The sequence below is a fragment of the Microbacterium sp. J1-1 genome (genome assembly GCF_024498615.1).
Lineage (GTDB): Bacteria > Actinomycetota > Actinomycetes > Actinomycetales > Microbacteriaceae > Microbacterium > Microbacterium aurugineum.
Genome location: NZ_CP089590.1, coordinates 3,091,291 through 3,105,966 on the forward strand (window position 1 = coordinate 3,091,291; position 14,676 = coordinate 3,105,966).

Consider the following 14,676-nt stretch of genomic DNA (forward strand, 5'->3'; position numbering starts at 1 on the left):
CTCGGAGCGTTCACCAGGCGGCGGCGACCTCTGCGTGCGTGCGCAGGATGCCTTCCGTCGATCCGGCCGGTGCACGACCGATGCCGCACTCGGTGGCGACCCCGAACCGCTCCGCGAACGGGCGGGCGGCGGCGACACGGCGCCCTGCCCCTTCGGCTCCGTCTTCGCGGTGGACGAGCCCGAGGTACAGCTCTTCGACGGGGGCGAGGTCGGCGAGAGGGGCGAAGTAGCCCTCATCGTCGCGCTCGATCGGCACCGGCAGGTGCAGCCAGGTGAGAGGACGCGCCGTCGCCGCCAGGACCGTGTTCGCGTAGCGGACGAGGTTCGCGGAATCGGTCGGCTCGATGAAGTGCTTCTCCCCCGCGTCGCCGTAGCAGAGGTGCACGCCGGCCTCCACGTCTGCCGGCACCGCGTCGATGAGGCGAGCCAGCCGCGCGACGAGGCCGTCGAACGGCTCACCGGGCCACCAGGCCTCCATGACCGCTCCGTAACCGGCTGCTCGCTCGATGATGCCCATCTCGCTGGCCACATCCCACTGCACAGCAAGGTCGTCGTGCGGGATCGCGGCGAGGATCGCATCGAGCTCACGCAGGATCGCGGCGGTGTAGACGGGCTCGATCGCCGCCCGGTCGTCCCCACGGAAGAAGGAGGAGATCACAGCGAGCGGTGTCGGCAGCGACACCTGGAACCGCACCTCGGCCGACACGAGACCCTCCGCACGGAGGCGCGTGAACACCGCGTACGACTCGATCGCGGCCGCCGCGTATCCGAGCGCGGGAAGTTCGATGCTCGCTGCGTCCACGCCCTCGCCGATGCGCAGGCCACGGGCGTCTATCCCGGCCGAGAACGGGATGGGCTCGTCGCCGATGCGCTCGATCCCCTCGGCCTGGCCGATCACATCGGGCTGGAACATGATCCAGTGGAATCGTTTGCCGACCTCGCCGTCCGGGATGCGCCGGGGGCGGGCGCCGAGCACATCCACGGCTGTGCGGATCGTCGTCTCGGCATCGTCGAAGTTCACACTGCCCACGAGGAGGGCGCCCTGCGGCTGAGTCATCACCCCAGGATATCGGCGGGATTCCGCGCTTTTCCCCGGCCGGCCACCGGGCGCCGTGACGCCCGAAGAGTTAGGATGTCCTAAGAACCCGCCGCCTGTGGGGGCAGCGATGACGGGAAGGGTACGCAGTATGGGCTTCATCACCTCGGAGGCGCTGGCCGACACCGGCTATGTGGTCCTCGACGATCACTCCGCACCGGGCGACCCCGCCGAATGGCTCGACCTGGAATACGTCCGCTGGCGCTCCTCCGGCGTCACGCGCTTCGCCCCGCTCGCCAGCTACGCGGGCGACGTGGACTGCAACGGCTTCTGGAACCACACGCCGCCGCGCACCGACAAGGACGGCGTGTGGATCGACTCCCAGGTGGCGATCGCGCCCACCCTGCAGCGTCGCGCGCTGGAGCCCGGCGCGGGCATCGGACGGTGCCGCGTGATCGAGCTGCAACCGAACGAGTACGCCGATGCGATCTACAACCTGCACCAGGACGACAACAACCGGCTCAACGAAGAGGGCACCGGCTGGGTCGTCCGCGGGTTCTTCAATCTGTCCGACGACACCGAGTCGATGCTCATACTGCGCGCCGACCGCTTCGACCCGGCGACCGAGGTCCGGCTGCCGCTCCGCGCCGGCTCGCGCATCATCGTCGACACCCAGCGCTTCTGGCACGCGGTCTGGCATCGCGGCACCGCACCCCGCTACGCGCTCATCACCTCCTGGACCAGCGGCCCCGAACTCGACGCGTACATCGCGGCGAACCACGGCGACCCGCATCCGCCCACCGTCGACCTCGATCCGCAGTTCGTCGATGAGGCGCAGGTCGAGTTGCACCGCCGCATCGAAGAGCGCCGCCGTGCCTTCGAAGCGCAGGGCATCGTGATGGAACCGCCCGTCGACATGAACGCCTGACCCGCGCGGGTTCCTCGCTCAGAGCGTGCGTCCGCCGTCGAGTCGCACCACACGGTCGACGGTGCCCGCGGGCGGCACCACGTGCGAGATCAGCAGCACGGACTGCGACCCCGCAGCAGCCAGCAGATCACGCAGCAGCGCATCGGACGCCTCGGGGTCGACCCCGGCCGTGGGCTCGTCGAGCACCAGCACCGGGAAACCGCGCAACAGGGCCCGGGCGAGCGCGATCCGCTGCGCCTGCCCGCCGGACACGAGTGCGCCACGGTCGCCGACCCGCGCATCGAGACCACCGCGCTCCCGCGCCCACTCCCCGAGCCCCACCCGGTCGAGCACGGCGAAGAGTTCCTCATCATCCGCGGTGTCACGCGCGAAGAGCAGGTTCTGACGGATGTCCTCGTCGAACAGCTGAGGGCTCTGCTCACACAGGCCAATGACCCGGCGCAGCGTCGGACCGGACAACTCCGACGCGTCGCGGTCCCCGATCCGGTACTCGCCCTCCACGCGGAGAAAACCGACGAGGGCCGCGGCCAACGAGCTCTTCCCGGCGCCGCTCGATCCCGTCACCAGCACCCGCTCACCGGGTCGGAGATCGAGGTCGACGCCGGAGAGCGCCGGGGTTCCCCCCGGCCAGGACGCGCGCACGTCGCGCATTCGCACCACGGGCGTGCCGTCGACCTCGACGTCTTCACCCGCGTCGGAACGCAGCTCCTGCGGCATCCGGTCGGGGAGCACGTCGACGATGCGCTCCGCACTCGATCGGACACTCCGCCACGACGCCGCAGCGATCGGCACGGCGCCGAAGATCTCGAACACCACCATCGGCACCAGCACCGCCACGGCCAACCACGGCCCGTCGATCGCCCCGTCGACGAGGCCGGGCGCCGCGGCGGCGAGCGCCCACACCGACGCTGCTCCGGCGACCGCGGAGACCACCCCGGCAGCGATGGCCTGCGCCAGCGATGCGCGGGAGACGAGCCGACGCAGCTCCCCGTCGGCGGCGGTGATCCGTGCCCGCGCCTGCTCCTCCGCCCCATACGCGAGGAGGACATCGAGGCTCGCGAAGTAGTCGACGAGCGCCGCCGAGAGCTCAGCCCGACGCGCGGACACGAGTGCTTCGGCGCGGGAGCCGAACACCCAGCCGAGCCCGATCGCCGCGGCCGCGGCGACCAGCAGGCAGACGGCGAGAGTGAGGGCGGCGGGCGGCGAGACGAACGCGATGAAACCGACGGCACCCACCGCGACGAGCGCAGCGACCCCCAGCGGCTGCACCACCCGCAGCGGGAGGTTCTGCAGGTTCTCGACGTCGTCGACGAGGGCCGTGAGCACTTGACCGCGGTCGGTCGAGCCGAGTCCGGCCGGCGAGAGCGGGATCAGTCGACGCACCATGTCGGCGCGTGTGGAGGCGAGCTGACGCAGTGCCGCATCATGCCCGCTCAGACGTTCGAGGTAGCGGGTGACGGCGCGCGACACAGCGAAGAACCGGACGCCGACCACGGCGATCGACAGCGGAACCAGCGAGTCGACGATCGAGGCGCTCACGATCAACCAGCCACTGACCGCGAGCAGGCTCACGGCGGCCGCCGCGGACAGCACACCCCAGATGAGACCGGGCACGAAGCGTCCGACCGACGGCTGCGCGAGCCGGAGGATGCCGCGGACCCGCTGTCCGCGCGTCAGTCCGGTCATGCGTCCACCCCCAGCGCCACGACCTGATCCGCGATGCGGCGCGCCGACCGCCGGTGCGACACGAGCAGGATCGTCGCTCCGGCATCCGCCCGCGCCCTCAACGACTGCCACAACCGTTCCTCGGTCTCCGGGTCCAGCGCGCTCGAGGGCTCGTCCAGGGCGAGCACACGTCCGGGATCGGTCTGCTGCCGGTACAGCGCGCGCGCCACGGCCACCCGCTGCGCCTGACCGCCCGAGAGCCCACTCCCCTGCACACCGAGTTCGAGTGCCGCGTCGATGCTCTCGGCGCGTGCCTCATCCAGCGCTGCACGGACGCGGCCGGCATCCGGTGCCGGGTCTCCGAGGGCGACGTTGTCTGCGACCGTGCCGCGCATCAGCCCCGGTGCTTGCCCTGCCCAGGCCAGCCACCCGGCCGGAGCGAGCCCGCGAAGACTCTGCCCGGCGAACACGGCCGTCCCCTCATAGTCGGCAGCGCCCCGCAACGCCGCGAGAAGCGAGGACTTGCCCGAGCCACTGGGCCCCTCGATCAGCGTGATCGTCCCCGGCGTCGCGGTGAAGGACACCGGGGGCAGATCGCGCACCTGCACCCCCTCGACCACGAGCGCCGCGCCTTCCAGTCGGTCCACCTGCACGACGGATGGACGGATGTGGGAAGCTTCGACGGCGATTCGTCCGGCATCCGTCGGAAGCTCCTGCATCCGTGCACCTGTCCGCGCCGCATCGAGCACCTCGAACACGTCCTCGGTCGCGGCGACGCCCTCGGCCGCGGCGTGGAACTGCACCCCCACCTGTCGGATCGGCAGGAACGCCTCGGGCGCGAGCAGCAGCACGAACAGCCCCACCTCGAGCGTGAGGTCCCCCGACAACAGCCGGAATCCGACCGACACGGCGATCAGGGCGACCGCGATCGAGGCCAGCAGCTCCATCGCGAACCCGGACAGGAACGAGAACCGCAGCACCTTCATGGTCTCGCGCCGGTACTCGTCTGCCGTGACCTCGATGCGGTCCGCCGCGCGCCGGTCGCGCCCGAAGAGCCGCAGCGTCGAGAGTCCCTGCACCGTGTCGGCGAACCGGGCCGCGAGCCGCTGCAACGTCTGCCACTGCCGCTTCTGCACCGTGCGCGTCGCCATCCCGATCAGGATGAGGAACAGCGGGATCAGCGGCAGCGTGATGAGAGCGGTGAGACCGCTCGGCCAGTCCTGCCACCACATGACCGCGACCAGCACGGGCGTCGCGATCACGGTCAGCACGAGCTGCGGGATGTAGCGCGCGAAGTAGGCGTCCAGGGCTTCCAGGCCGTGGCCGGCGGTCACCGCGAGCTCGGTCTGGTTCCGCTGCGCCAGCCACCCCGGCCCCAGCCGTCCCACTGCCGCGATCAGCGCGGACCGCAGCTGCATGCCGGTCTTCGCCGCAGCGCGGGTCCCCGCGGCATCGGACGCGGCGATGAGCACACCGCGAAGCAGTGCCGTGACCAGCAGCCAGAGCAGGGACGCCGTGACGTCGCGCCCGGCGATCGCCCCGGTCACCGCATCCGTCAGCAGCCAAGCGAACACGATCACGACCGCCGTCTGGACCACGCCGATCAACGCGGATGCCGCGAGGAATCCCCTCGCGGCACCCGCGTAGCGCAGCAGTCTTGGATCGACGGGTTTCACGCGTGCGCCGGTGCCCCCTCGATGGATTTCCGAGTGACGCGCTTGCGGAAGACCCAGTACGTCCAGGCCTGGTACGCGAGCACGAGCGGCATCGCGATCAGGGCCGTCCAGCTCATGATCTGCAGCGTGTACGGGGTGCTGGATGCGTTCGCGATCGTCAGGCTGTACGCCGGGTCGATCGTCGAGGGCATCACGAACGGGAACAGCGCCGAGAAGAGCATGACCACGGCGAACATCACCGTGAGCATCCCGGAGAAGAAGGCCCACCCGTCACGTCGGACGAGCGAGAACCCGACGGCCGCGATCAGACTGACCGCCGCGAGCACCCCGGTGCCGATGACGAGCCAGAGCAGCGGAGCCTCGCGGCCCATCGCGATCGCCACCGTCCAGATCACCGTTCCGGCCGCGACGAGGATCGTCGGAAGAGCAGCCTTCTTCGCCAACTTCTGCGCATCCTCGTGCACCTGTCCATCGGTCTTGAGAGCGACGAACAGCACACCGTGCAGGAAGAACAGCAGCAACGTGGTGACGCCGACCAGCAGCGCGTACGGGTTCAGCAGCGAGAAGAAGCCGCCGACGTAGATGTGGTTCTCATCGATCGCCACCCCCTGCACGATGTTGCCGAAGGCGACGCCCCAGAGCAGAGCGGGAACGGCGGACCCGATCACGATCATCCGGTCGAATCCGGCCTTCCACTTCACGCTGTCGCGCTGGTGCCGGTACTCGAAGGACACCCCGCGCAGGATCAGCGCCAGCAGGATCAGCAGCAGCGGCAGGTAGAAACCGCTGAACAGGGTGGCGTACCACTCGGGGAACGACGCGAACAGCACGGCACCGGCGACGATGACCCACGTCTCGTTGAGGTCCCAGACCGGACCGATCGTGTTGATGACCTGACGGCGCGAGACATCGTTCTTGCCGAGGAACGGCAGCGACATGCCGACGCCGAAGTCGAACCCGTCGAGTACTAAGTAGCCCACGAAGAAGAACGCGACGATGAAGAACCAGAGTGTTGCGAGATCCATGATGCTCCTCCCCCTCAGTAGACGACCGACGGCAGCTGGGCCGTCTCGTCATGCGGTTGTTCTTCGGTGTCCGGGCCCTTCTGCGCGGCCTTGACGATGAGTCGGACCTCGACCACGGCGAGGGCCGCGTAGATCGCGGTGAACGCGATGAGCGATATCAGCACCTCGAGTCCGCTGACGCCCGGCGAGACGCCGTCCTGCGTGGTCATCAGCCCGAACACGATCCAGGGCTGTCGGCCCATCTCCGTGAAGACCCATCCCATGATGTTGGCGACGAGCGCGAGCGGGAACGACCAGATCGCGAGCTTCCACATCCACGGCGCCGGGGGCTTCTTGGCGCCCTTGCGGGTGAGCCACAGGCCGGCGACGGCCACGAGCGCGGCGGCCATGCCCAGGCCGATCATCCAGCGGAACGCCCAGTAGGTGACCCACAGGATCGGGGCGAAGTCCGTCAGACCGGTGGCGGCGTAGGTCTGGGCGTACTCGGCGTTCAGGTCGTTGATGCCGTGTACACACGCGTCGAGCGTATGCGTCGACAACAGCGACAGCAGGTAGGGGACGCGGATCGAGAACAGTTCGGAACTGCCGTCCGGGGTGCCGAGGGTGAACAGGCTGAACGACGCGTCCGGTCCGCACACCGTGTTGAAGGTCGCTTCAGCCGCAGCCATCTTCATGGGTTGCGCGGCGTACATCGCCAGGCTGAGCTGGTCACCCGTGAGCACGACACCCGCGGTCGAGACGATCATCGCCCACAGTCCGAACTTCAGCGAGATGCGCATGGTGTCGAAGTGCTGTCCGCGAGCGAGGTGCCAGGCGGAGACCGAGATCACGACACCGGCCGCGAACATCAGCGCGCCGAAGATCGTGTGCGGGAACGCGGCCAGTGCGACCGGGTTGGTCAGCAGCGCCCAGAAGTCGGTGAGCTCGGCCCGGTTGGTTTCGGGGTTGAACGTGTAGCCGACCGGGTTCTGCATGAACGCGTTGGCCGCGATGATGAAGTACGCCGAAAGGATGCTGCCGATCGACACGCACCAGATGGTGGCCAGGTGCAGCTTCTGCGGGAGCTTGTCCCAGCCGAAGATCCAGAGACCGATGAAGGTCGCCTCGAAGAAGAACGCCAGCAGGCCCTCGAAGGCGAGCGGAGCACCGAACACGTCGCCGACGAAGCGGGAGTAGTCCGACCAGTTCATGCCGAACTGGAACTCCTGCACGATGCCGGTGACGACGCCCATCGCGAAGTTGATGAGGAAGATCTTGCCGAAGAAGCGGGTCAGGTGCAGGTACTGGACCTTGCCGGTGCGCACCCATGCGGTCTGGAAGATCGCAGCGATCAGCGCCATACCGATCGTAAGGGGGACGAAGAGGTAGTGATAGACCGTGGTCAACCCGAATTGCCATCGGGCGAGCGCGAGCGGATCAAGCCATTCCATGCACGACTCCTGTTCTGTGCTGCCGCTGCCTCGTGCTGTCACGCAGCTGGACGGTGCAGTCCGATGCGAGGACGGCATCGCGGACGCACTCGGCTTCGAGGGGTCCACCGGCCTCGTTCAACACGCTCTGCATGAGCTCGAGGTGCACACGGCAGAGCATCGGGCGGTCTTCGGAACGGCCCGCCGCGTGCGGGCACGGGCTGAGGTCGACCGTGAGCCGGCGGTCGTCGACCACGGGCTCGAAGCCGCTCTCCTCCAGGTGCTCCACGAGCGCGTCGAGCTGATAGGTGGCTTCACGGCCGAGGTCGGGCGCCGAGTCCGGCAGCATGCTGCGCATCAGGTCGCCCCGACGAGCAGCCGCCTTGGCCTTGTCGCGCGCGACCGGGCTGGAGGCACCCGGAGCTCCGGTGGCCGCGCTGTACAGCGTGCGCGGACGCCCCCGCGTGGTGCGGTGCTCGATCGTCGGGATCACGTACCCGCCTTCGATCAGGCGCTGCAGGTGCTCACGGACCGTGTTCGCGTGGAGTCCGGTCGCCTCGCACAGCTCCGCGATCGACACGGCGGCTCGGGTCTGCGAACTTCCCGCTTCGAAGAGCAAGTGCAGGATCTGCACCCGGGAGTAGCTCGAGATCGGCCCGCAGACGGGCCCGCCGTTGGCCATGTCACCAGTATTCCGTGAGATCGCGGGTTTACCCAGAGGTACGGGCCGTGAATAAACACCTGGCCGATAGGGATGTCCGATCCCGCCGATAGCCTGAGAGCATGGCCACCCGAAAACCCGCTCCTCCTGCCTACGTCTGCACGGAATGCGGCTGGACGACCGCGAAGTGGGTCGGACGCTGCGGGGAGTGCCAGCAGTGGGGCACGGTGCAGGAACAGGCGGCGCAGACCGGCATCCTCCGCCGCGTGGGTCCGGTCGCACCGAGCGCCGAGCGGACGGCACGACCGATCACGCAGATCACGACGCAGGACGCACCGCGGCGCTCGAGCGGGGTCGGGGAGTTCGACCGCGTGCTCGGCGGTGGCGTGGTCCCCGGCGCCGCGATCCTGCTCAGCGGTGAGCCCGGTGTGGGCAAGTCCACGCTGCTGCTGGAGGTGGCCGCCCAAGCAGCCCGCGGCGGGCGGCGAGTCCTGTATGCGAGCGCCGAGGAATCTCCGGGGCAGGTCCGCCTTCGCGCCGAGCGCACCGGAGCGTTGCACGACGAACTGTACCTGGCGAGCGAGACCGACCTGGCGACCATCCTGGGGCACATCGACGAGGTCAAGCCGCAGCTGGTGATCGTCGACTCCGTGCAGACCGTCTCCTCGTCGCTGATCGACGGTGCGGCCGGTCAGCCGAGCCAGGTCCGCGAGGTCGCCGCGACGCTGATCCGCGTGGCGAAGGACCGCGATCTGCCGATCATCATCGTCGGTCATGTCACGAAAGACGGCCAGGTCGCCGGCCCCCGGGTCCTCGAACATCTGGTCGACGTCGTCTGCCACTTCGAAGGGGATCGGCAGACGTCGCTGCGCTTCATCCGCGCTCTCAAGAACCGCTTCGGTCCGACCGACGAGGTCGGCTGCTTCGAGATGACGGGCGACGGCATCGCCGAGGTCCCCGATCCCTCGGGGCTCTTCCTCTCTCAGGGCGCGACCGAACCCGGAACCTGCGTCGCGATCTCGCTCGAGGGCCGCCGGGCGCTCCCCGTCGAGGTGCAGGCCCTCACCGTGCCCAGCAACGCTCCGAACCCGCGCCGTATCGTGCACGGCCTCGACTCCTCGCGCGTGGCGATGGTGCTGGCCATCCTCGAACGCCGCGCCGGCATCCCCACCGGGACTCTCGACGTCTATGTGTCGACCGTCGGAGGCGTGCGCTTCACGGAGCCCGCCGCCGATCTCGCCATCGCGATCGCCGTCGCCGGCTCCATCCAGCAGATCGCGGTGCCGCGAACCGTCGCAGCGGTCGGTGAACTCAGCCTCGCAGGCGAGATCCGTCCGGTGACCCAGGCCGCGCAGCGGCGGTCCGAGGCGGCGCGACTCGGATACGAGCAGGTCGTCGACGACCGCTCGAAGACCCTCCGTGCCGCGCTCGGCGATGTGCGGGCGCGCAACACCTCACGCCGATCCGACCGCGACATCCCGCCGTTCTGATCCGCCCGGGAGCCGTTCTGGTCCGCCCGGGAGCCGCTGCGCCTGCCGCAGACCGTCTCAGGCGTCGAGCGCCTTGAGCAGCTCGGCGGGATCGGCCTGCATGGGGTGCGGGCCGGCGATGTCCAGGAACACCGTCGTGATCGGGTGCGCGGAGAGGAACTTGCGCAGCCAGTCCGCGGTGTAGATCCCGACGCCGGGCGGCAGGTTGGCCGGCTTGTTCTTCGCATCGCTGAACAGCAGCAGGGCCAGATCACCCGTCTTCGGGTCGCGGTACGTCCACACCTCCCCGCTGTCGAGCGGGTTGTCGCGCGCGCCCGGGGTGATCAGCGGCACGACCGTGGTGCCGTGACGCAGAGCGAGAGCGACCGCAGCGACATCCTGCTTCTCGAGAGCCTGAGCCAGGGCATCCGAGCGGAAGTCCTCGGGTGCGGGCTTCTTCTTCGAGGTCTTCGACTTCTTCGCTGCCATGTCTCCAGCTTATTCACGGAGGACGACGCGGCGCGCGGAATCGACCGCGGAGACGATTGGGGCCCTCTCGAGTCCCACATTGGGGACTGGGGTACTCGAGAGGGCCCTCGGACTCTCGAGCGGCGATGTCGAAGCGCTGGGGACGCTGTAGTTCGACGCCACTGGGGATGGCTTGTGCCGCATGATGCGGAGAGTCATCTCAATGGTATCCCAAAGATGAGCACCTGTCAGCATCATGCGGCGAACGATGCTCACATCGCCGCGATTCGCACCCCATAGGGCAGATGACGACGTATTTCGAATGCTTCCTGTCACCGTCGCTTCGAAGACGGAGGCCGCTAGTACAGCAGGATCTGCACGGTGCTGGGGCTCGTGAAGCCGCCGATCGACACCTCGACATGGTACGAGGCTCCCCCGCCGGGCGCGCGCTGACGATTCTCCTGGTCACAGGTCTCGACGCTCGAACGCGTCCGATCCCACGTCACCGGATCCTTGCTCGTGACGGTCGTCCCGGCGGTGAGCGTCGCGATCATGCTGCTCGGGTCCTTCTGGCAGTCGGTCGAGCGCCACCACACATCCGAACCGCTGGACACCGTGAACACCTGCGTCGTCGATCCGACGTCGATCGTGCAGTCCTTCGTGCTCTTGTTGGTCAAGGAGATCGAGAGCTTCGGCAGGACTCCGGCGGCATAGGTCTCCGCATCGGCCACCGCGGCGACTTCGACATCCTTCGCCTCACAGGCGACGATCGCGGGTGTCTGCGAGGCCGACGGATCCGGAGAAGGAGACGCCGTCCCGGGCGACGGTGAGGGCGTGGAGGTCTCCGATGAGGACGCCGACGGCTTCGGACCGGTCTCGGCGGAAGCCCACGGCTTCGCGATCAGCAGCCACACCCCGACGCCGATGGCCGCGAGGAGCAGGACGAGCCCGCCGATGACGACCAGTCGCCGACGGCGGTAGACGGCGGCGGAACGACGGGGCATATCTCCAGGCTAAGCGATCGCACCTGCGCAACCGGGGAGGCCGACGGACGGTCGTCGAGCAGGAGGCGCCTCAGAGCACTTTGAGCATGCGTGTGTTGCCGAGCGTGTTGGGCTTGACGTGGGCGAGGTCGAGGAACTCCTCGACACCGGCGTCACCGCTGCGCAGCAGTTGGGAGTAGACGTCGGGGTCGACGACCTGCTCCCCGATGGGTGTGAAGCCCCGACGGCTGAAGAACTCGACCTCGAAGGTGAGGCAGAACAGGCGGGAGAGCCCGAGCATCCGCGCCGTCTCCTCCAGCCGGTCGACGATGGCCCGACCGACTCCGTGGTGCAGCCAGTCGTCGCGCACGAGCAGGGTGCGGACCTCGCCCAGATCCTCCCAGATCACGTGCAGCGCACCGCAGCCGATCAGCACCCCGTCCGCCTCCGCCACGACGAACTCCTGCACGGATCCGTAGAGCACCGCGAGGTCCTTGCCGAGCAGGATGCGCTGCTCCACGAGGGGCTGCAGGAGGTTGCGGATGCCGATGACGTCGGCGCTGCGCGCCGGTCGGACGATGTACTCGCTCACGGCACAAGCCTATGACCCATGCCCCTGCGAAAACCCAGACGGTTCGCTCGCGGTACGGCGCGTCGTGTGCATGACGCGCCCGGGCGATCGCATCCCGTCTGGGTTTTCGCAGGAGGGACCGGGACACAGGAAAGGGGCGGATGCCGCAGCATCCGCCCCTCGTGGTCCTGTCTGACTTACTCGCCGCTGGCGACCGCCAGGTCGGGAGTGCCGGCGATCGCACCGCCACCGGTGTTCACGCCGACCGCGACCTTCTCGCCGCGCGGGCCGTGCTCGAACAGGAACTGCCCGTCCTTCGCATCGACCTTCACGTGGTCACCCGAGTTGAGCTCGCCGTGGAGGATCTTCTCGGACAGACGGTCCTCGACCTCGTGCTGCATCGCGCGACGCAGCGGTCGGGCGCCGAGCGCCGGGTCGAAGCCGATCTCGATCAGACGCTCCTTGGCGGCCTGCGACAGCTCGATCGTCATGTCGCGGTCCAGCAGACGCTCGCCGAGGCGCTTGGTGAACAGATCCACGATCTGCACCAGCTCCTCCTTCGAGAGCTGCGGGAACACGATGATGTCGTCGACACGGTTCAGGAACTCGGGCTTGAAGTGCCGCTTGAGCTCTTCGTTCACCTTGCCCTTCATCCGGTCGTAGCTGGTCGAGTCGTTGCCCTCGATCTGGAAGCCGACGGGGCCGCCTGCGATGTCACGGGCACCGAGGTTGGTGGTCATGATGATGACCGTGTTCTTGAAGTCCACGATCCGACCCTGACCGTCGGTGAGCCGACCCTCTTCGAGGATCTGCAGCAGCGAGTTGAAGATGTCGGGGTGGGCCTTCTCGATCTCATCGAAGAGCACCACGCTGAACGGCTTGCGCCGCACCTTCTCGGTGAGCTGGCCGCCCTCTTCGAATCCGACGAACCCGGGAGGGGCACCGAACAGACGCGAGACGGTGTGCTTCTCGCCGAACTCGCTCATGTCGAGGGAGATCAGCGCGGCCTCATCATCGAACAGGAACTCGGCGAGGGCCTTGGCGAGCTCGGTCTTTCCGACACCCGTGGGGCCGGCGAAGATGAACGAGCCCGAAGGACGCTTCGGGTCCTTGAGACCGGCACGCTGACGGCGGATCGTCTTGGAGAGAGCGGCGATCGCCTCCTCCTGACCGATGACGCGCTGGTGCAGGGCCTTCTCCATGAAGACGAGTCGGCTGGACTCCTCTTCCGTGAGCTTGAAGACGGGGATGCCGGTGGCCTGAGCGAGCACCTCGGCGATCAGACCCTCGTCGACGACCGCGGAGGTCGCGACGTCGCCTGCACGCCACTGCTTCTCGAGGCGGAGACGCTCGGCGAGAAGGCTCTTCTCCTCATCGCGCAGGGAGGCGGCCTTCTCGAAGTCCTGCTCCTCGGACGCGATCTCCTTCTGCTCGCGCACGGCGGCGATCTTCTCGTCGAACTCCCGCAGCTCGGGCGGGCTCGACAGGATCGACAGACGCAGGCGTGCGCCGGCCTCGTCGATCAGGTCGATGGCCTTGTCCGGAAGGAAGCGGTCGGAGACGTAGCGGTCGGCGAGGTTCGCCGCGGCCACGATGGCGCCGTCGGTGATCTGCACCTTGTGGTGCGCCTCGTAGCGGTCGCGCAGCCCCTTGAGGATGTTGATCGCGTGCGGCAGCGTCGGCTCGTTGACCTGCACCGGCTGGAAGCGACGCTCGAGCGCAGCGTCCTTCTCGAAGTGCTTGCGGTACTCGTCGAGCGTCGTGGCACCGATCGTCTGCAGCTCGCCACGAGCGAGGAGCGGCTTCAGGATGCTGGCCGCGTCGATCGCGCCTTCGGCGGCACCCGCACCCACGAGGGTGTGGATCTCGTCGATGAAGACGATGATGTCGCCGCGCGTGCGGATCTCCTTGGTGACCTTCTTCAGGCGCTCCTCGAAGTCACCGCGGTAGCGGGAACCGGCGATGAGCGAACCGAGGTCGAGCGAGTAGAGCTGCTTGTCCTTCAGGGTCTCGGGCACATCGCCCTTGACGATCGCCTGGGCCAGGCCCTCGACGACGGCGGTCTTGCCGACGCCGGGCTCACCGATCAGGACCGGGTTGTTCTTCGAGCGGCGGGAGAGGATCTGCATGACCCGCTCCGCCTCCTTCTCGCGCCCGATGACCGGGTCGAGCTTGTTGTCGCGCGCGGCCTGGGTGAGGTTGCGTCCGAACTGGTCGAGCACGGCGGAGCCGCCCTGGGCACCGGCCGGCGAGTCGTTCGTCTGCGCGCCGACGGAGGCCGGCTCGCGCCCGGGGGCACCGGAGAGCAGCTGGATCACCTGCTGGCGGACCTTGTTGAGGTCGGCACCGAGCTTGACGAGCACCTGAGCGGCGACGCCCTCGCCCTCGCGGATGAGGCCGAGCAGGATGTGCTCCGTGCCGATGTAGTTGTGGCCGAGCTGCAGCGCCTCGCGGAGGCTGAGCTCGAGCACCTTCTTGGCACGAGGGGTGAACGGGATGTGCCCGGTCGGCTGCTGCTGACCCTGGCCGATGATGTCCTGCACCTGCTCGCGCACGGCGTCGAGGGAGATGCCGAGGCTCTCGAGGGCCTTGGCGGCGACGCCTTCACCCTCGTGGATGAGGCCGAGCAGGATGTGCTCGGTCCCGATGTAGTTGTGGTTGAGCATCTTCGCCTCTTCTTGGGCGAGGACGACCACTCGACGGGCTCGGTCCGTGAATCTCTCGAACATGCTGTGACTCCTTATTCGCACGGGGCGAAGACGCGTGAAGCGCTTGTACATCGAGA

At 68.3% G+C, this 14,676-nt stretch carries 12 protein-coding genes; 2 read left to right on the top strand and 10 right to left on the bottom strand.

All coding sequences use genetic code 11. The features are described 5' to 3' along the window. Window positions 1-10 precede the first annotated feature (10 nt). Window positions 11-1,057: a hypothetical protein gene (locus LRQ07_RS15040; protein ID WP_256535076.1), complete on the bottom strand. Its 1,047-nt coding sequence runs from the start codon at window positions 1,055-1,057 to the stop codon at window positions 11-13. 130 nt (window positions 1,058-1,187) lie between these two features. On the opposite strand from LRQ07_RS15040, the gene LRQ07_RS15045 reads away from it, so the two are divergent. Further along, complete coding sequence (locus LRQ07_RS15045; RefSeq protein ID WP_131492242.1) at window positions 1,188-1,964, top strand: hypothetical protein; 777 nt, start codon at window positions 1,188-1,190, stop codon at window positions 1,962-1,964. A gap of 18 nt (window positions 1,965-1,982) precedes the next feature. Here LRQ07_RS15045 and cydC read toward each other — a convergent pair whose 3' ends face one another. The 5 genes from cydC to LRQ07_RS15070 are packed head-to-tail and all read right to left on the bottom strand — an operon-like array spanning window position 1,983 to window position 8,421. After that, on the bottom strand, window positions 1,983-3,650 hold the full coding sequence (gene cydC, locus LRQ07_RS15050) for a thiol reductant ABC exporter subunit CydC (RefSeq protein ID WP_131492241.1): 1,668 nt from the start codon (window positions 3,648-3,650) through the stop codon (window positions 1,983-1,985). Next, the gene (gene cydD, locus LRQ07_RS15055; RefSeq protein WP_131492240.1) at window positions 3,647-5,305 is read right to left on the bottom strand and encodes a thiol reductant ABC exporter subunit CydD; all 1,659 of its coding nucleotides are present in this window, start codon (window positions 5,303-5,305) and stop codon (window positions 3,647-3,649) included. Before cydD ends, cydC begins: the two co-directional genes overlap by 4 nt. Continuing rightward, window positions 5,302-6,330 (bottom strand): cytochrome d ubiquinol oxidase subunit II, encoded by a 1,029-nt coding sequence (gene cydB / locus LRQ07_RS15060; RefSeq protein WP_256535077.1) that lies wholly within the window; start codon window positions 6,328-6,330, stop codon window positions 5,302-5,304. The genes cydD and cydB overlap by 4 nt, the downstream gene beginning before the upstream one ends. A gap of 14 nt (window positions 6,331-6,344) precedes the next feature. Continuing rightward, a complete protein-coding gene (locus tag LRQ07_RS15065) occupies window positions 6,345-7,760 on the bottom strand; it encodes a cytochrome ubiquinol oxidase subunit I (RefSeq protein ID WP_256535078.1) in 1,416 nt (471 codons plus the stop codon). After that, on the bottom strand, window positions 7,747-8,421 hold the full coding sequence (locus LRQ07_RS15070; protein WP_047520253.1) for a helix-turn-helix domain-containing protein: 675 nt from the start codon (window positions 8,419-8,421) through the stop codon (window positions 7,747-7,749). The genes LRQ07_RS15065 and LRQ07_RS15070 overlap by 14 nt, the downstream gene beginning before the upstream one ends. Window positions 8,422-8,522: 101 nt before the next feature. On the opposite strand from LRQ07_RS15070, the gene radA reads away from it, so the two are divergent. Next, the gene (radA, locus tag LRQ07_RS15075; protein ID WP_047520255.1) at window positions 8,523-9,890 is read left to right on the top strand and encodes a DNA repair protein RadA; all 1,368 of its coding nucleotides are present in this window, start codon (window positions 8,523-8,525) and stop codon (window positions 9,888-9,890) included. A 57-nt stretch (window positions 9,891-9,947) separates the two neighbouring features. Here the strand turns inward: radA and LRQ07_RS15080 are convergent, their stop codons facing one another. The 4 genes from LRQ07_RS15080 to LRQ07_RS15095 all read right to left on the bottom strand — a co-directional run bounded on the left by LRQ07_RS15080 (window position 9,948) and on the right by LRQ07_RS15095 (window position 14,620). Continuing rightward, window positions 9,948-10,358: a hypothetical protein gene (locus LRQ07_RS15080; RefSeq protein WP_047520260.1), complete on the bottom strand. Its 411-nt coding sequence runs from the start codon at window positions 10,356-10,358 to the stop codon at window positions 9,948-9,950. Window positions 10,359-10,696: 338 nt separating this feature from the next. Continuing rightward, complete coding sequence (locus LRQ07_RS15085; protein WP_131492236.1) at window positions 10,697-11,341, bottom strand: hypothetical protein; 645 nt, start codon at window positions 11,339-11,341, stop codon at window positions 10,697-10,699. A 70-nt stretch (window positions 11,342-11,411) separates the two neighbouring features. Beyond that, entirely contained in the window at window positions 11,412-11,912 is a 501-nt protein-coding gene (locus LRQ07_RS15090; protein WP_047520264.1) for an amino-acid N-acetyltransferase, read from the bottom strand. A gap of 176 nt (window positions 11,913-12,088) precedes the next feature. Beyond that, window positions 12,089-14,620 (bottom strand): ATP-dependent Clp protease ATP-binding subunit, encoded by a 2,532-nt coding sequence (locus LRQ07_RS15095; RefSeq protein WP_047520266.1) that lies wholly within the window; start codon window positions 14,618-14,620, stop codon window positions 12,089-12,091. Between the last annotated feature and the right edge of the window lie 56 nt (window positions 14,621-14,676).

Coding starts and splice junctions, on each gene's coding strand:
- LRQ07_RS15045 (WP_131492242.1), top strand. CDS start 1,188: ATGGGCTTCATCACCTCGGAGGCGCTGGCCGACACCGGCTATGTGGTC.
- LRQ07_RS15080 (WP_047520260.1), bottom strand. CDS start 10,358: ATGGCAGCGAAGAAGTCGAAGACCTCGAAGAAGAAGCCCGCACCCGAG.
- LRQ07_RS15085 (WP_131492236.1), bottom strand. CDS start 11,341: ATGCCCCGTCGTTCCGCCGCCGTCTACCGCCGTCGGCGACTGGTCGTC.
- LRQ07_RS15065 (WP_256535078.1), bottom strand. CDS start 7,760: ATGGAATGGCTTGATCCGCTCGCGCTCGCCCGATGGCAATTCGGGTTG.
- LRQ07_RS15095 (WP_047520266.1), bottom strand. CDS start 14,620: ATGTTCGAGAGATTCACGGACCGAGCCCGTCGAGTGGTCGTCCTCGCC.
- radA (WP_047520255.1), top strand. CDS start 8,523: ATGGCCACCCGAAAACCCGCTCCTCCTGCCTACGTCTGCACGGAATGC.
- cydC (WP_131492241.1), bottom strand. CDS start 3,650: ATGACCGGACTGACGCGCGGACAGCGGGTCCGCGGCATCCTCCGGCTC.
- cydB (WP_256535077.1), bottom strand. CDS start 6,330: ATGGATCTCGCAACACTCTGGTTCTTCATCGTCGCGTTCTTCTTCGTG.
- LRQ07_RS15070 (WP_047520253.1), bottom strand. CDS start 8,421: ATGGCCAACGGCGGGCCCGTCTGCGGGCCGATCTCGAGCTACTCCCGG.
- LRQ07_RS15040 (WP_256535076.1), bottom strand. CDS start 1,057: ATGACTCAGCCGCAGGGCGCCCTCCTCGTGGGCAGTGTGAACTTCGAC.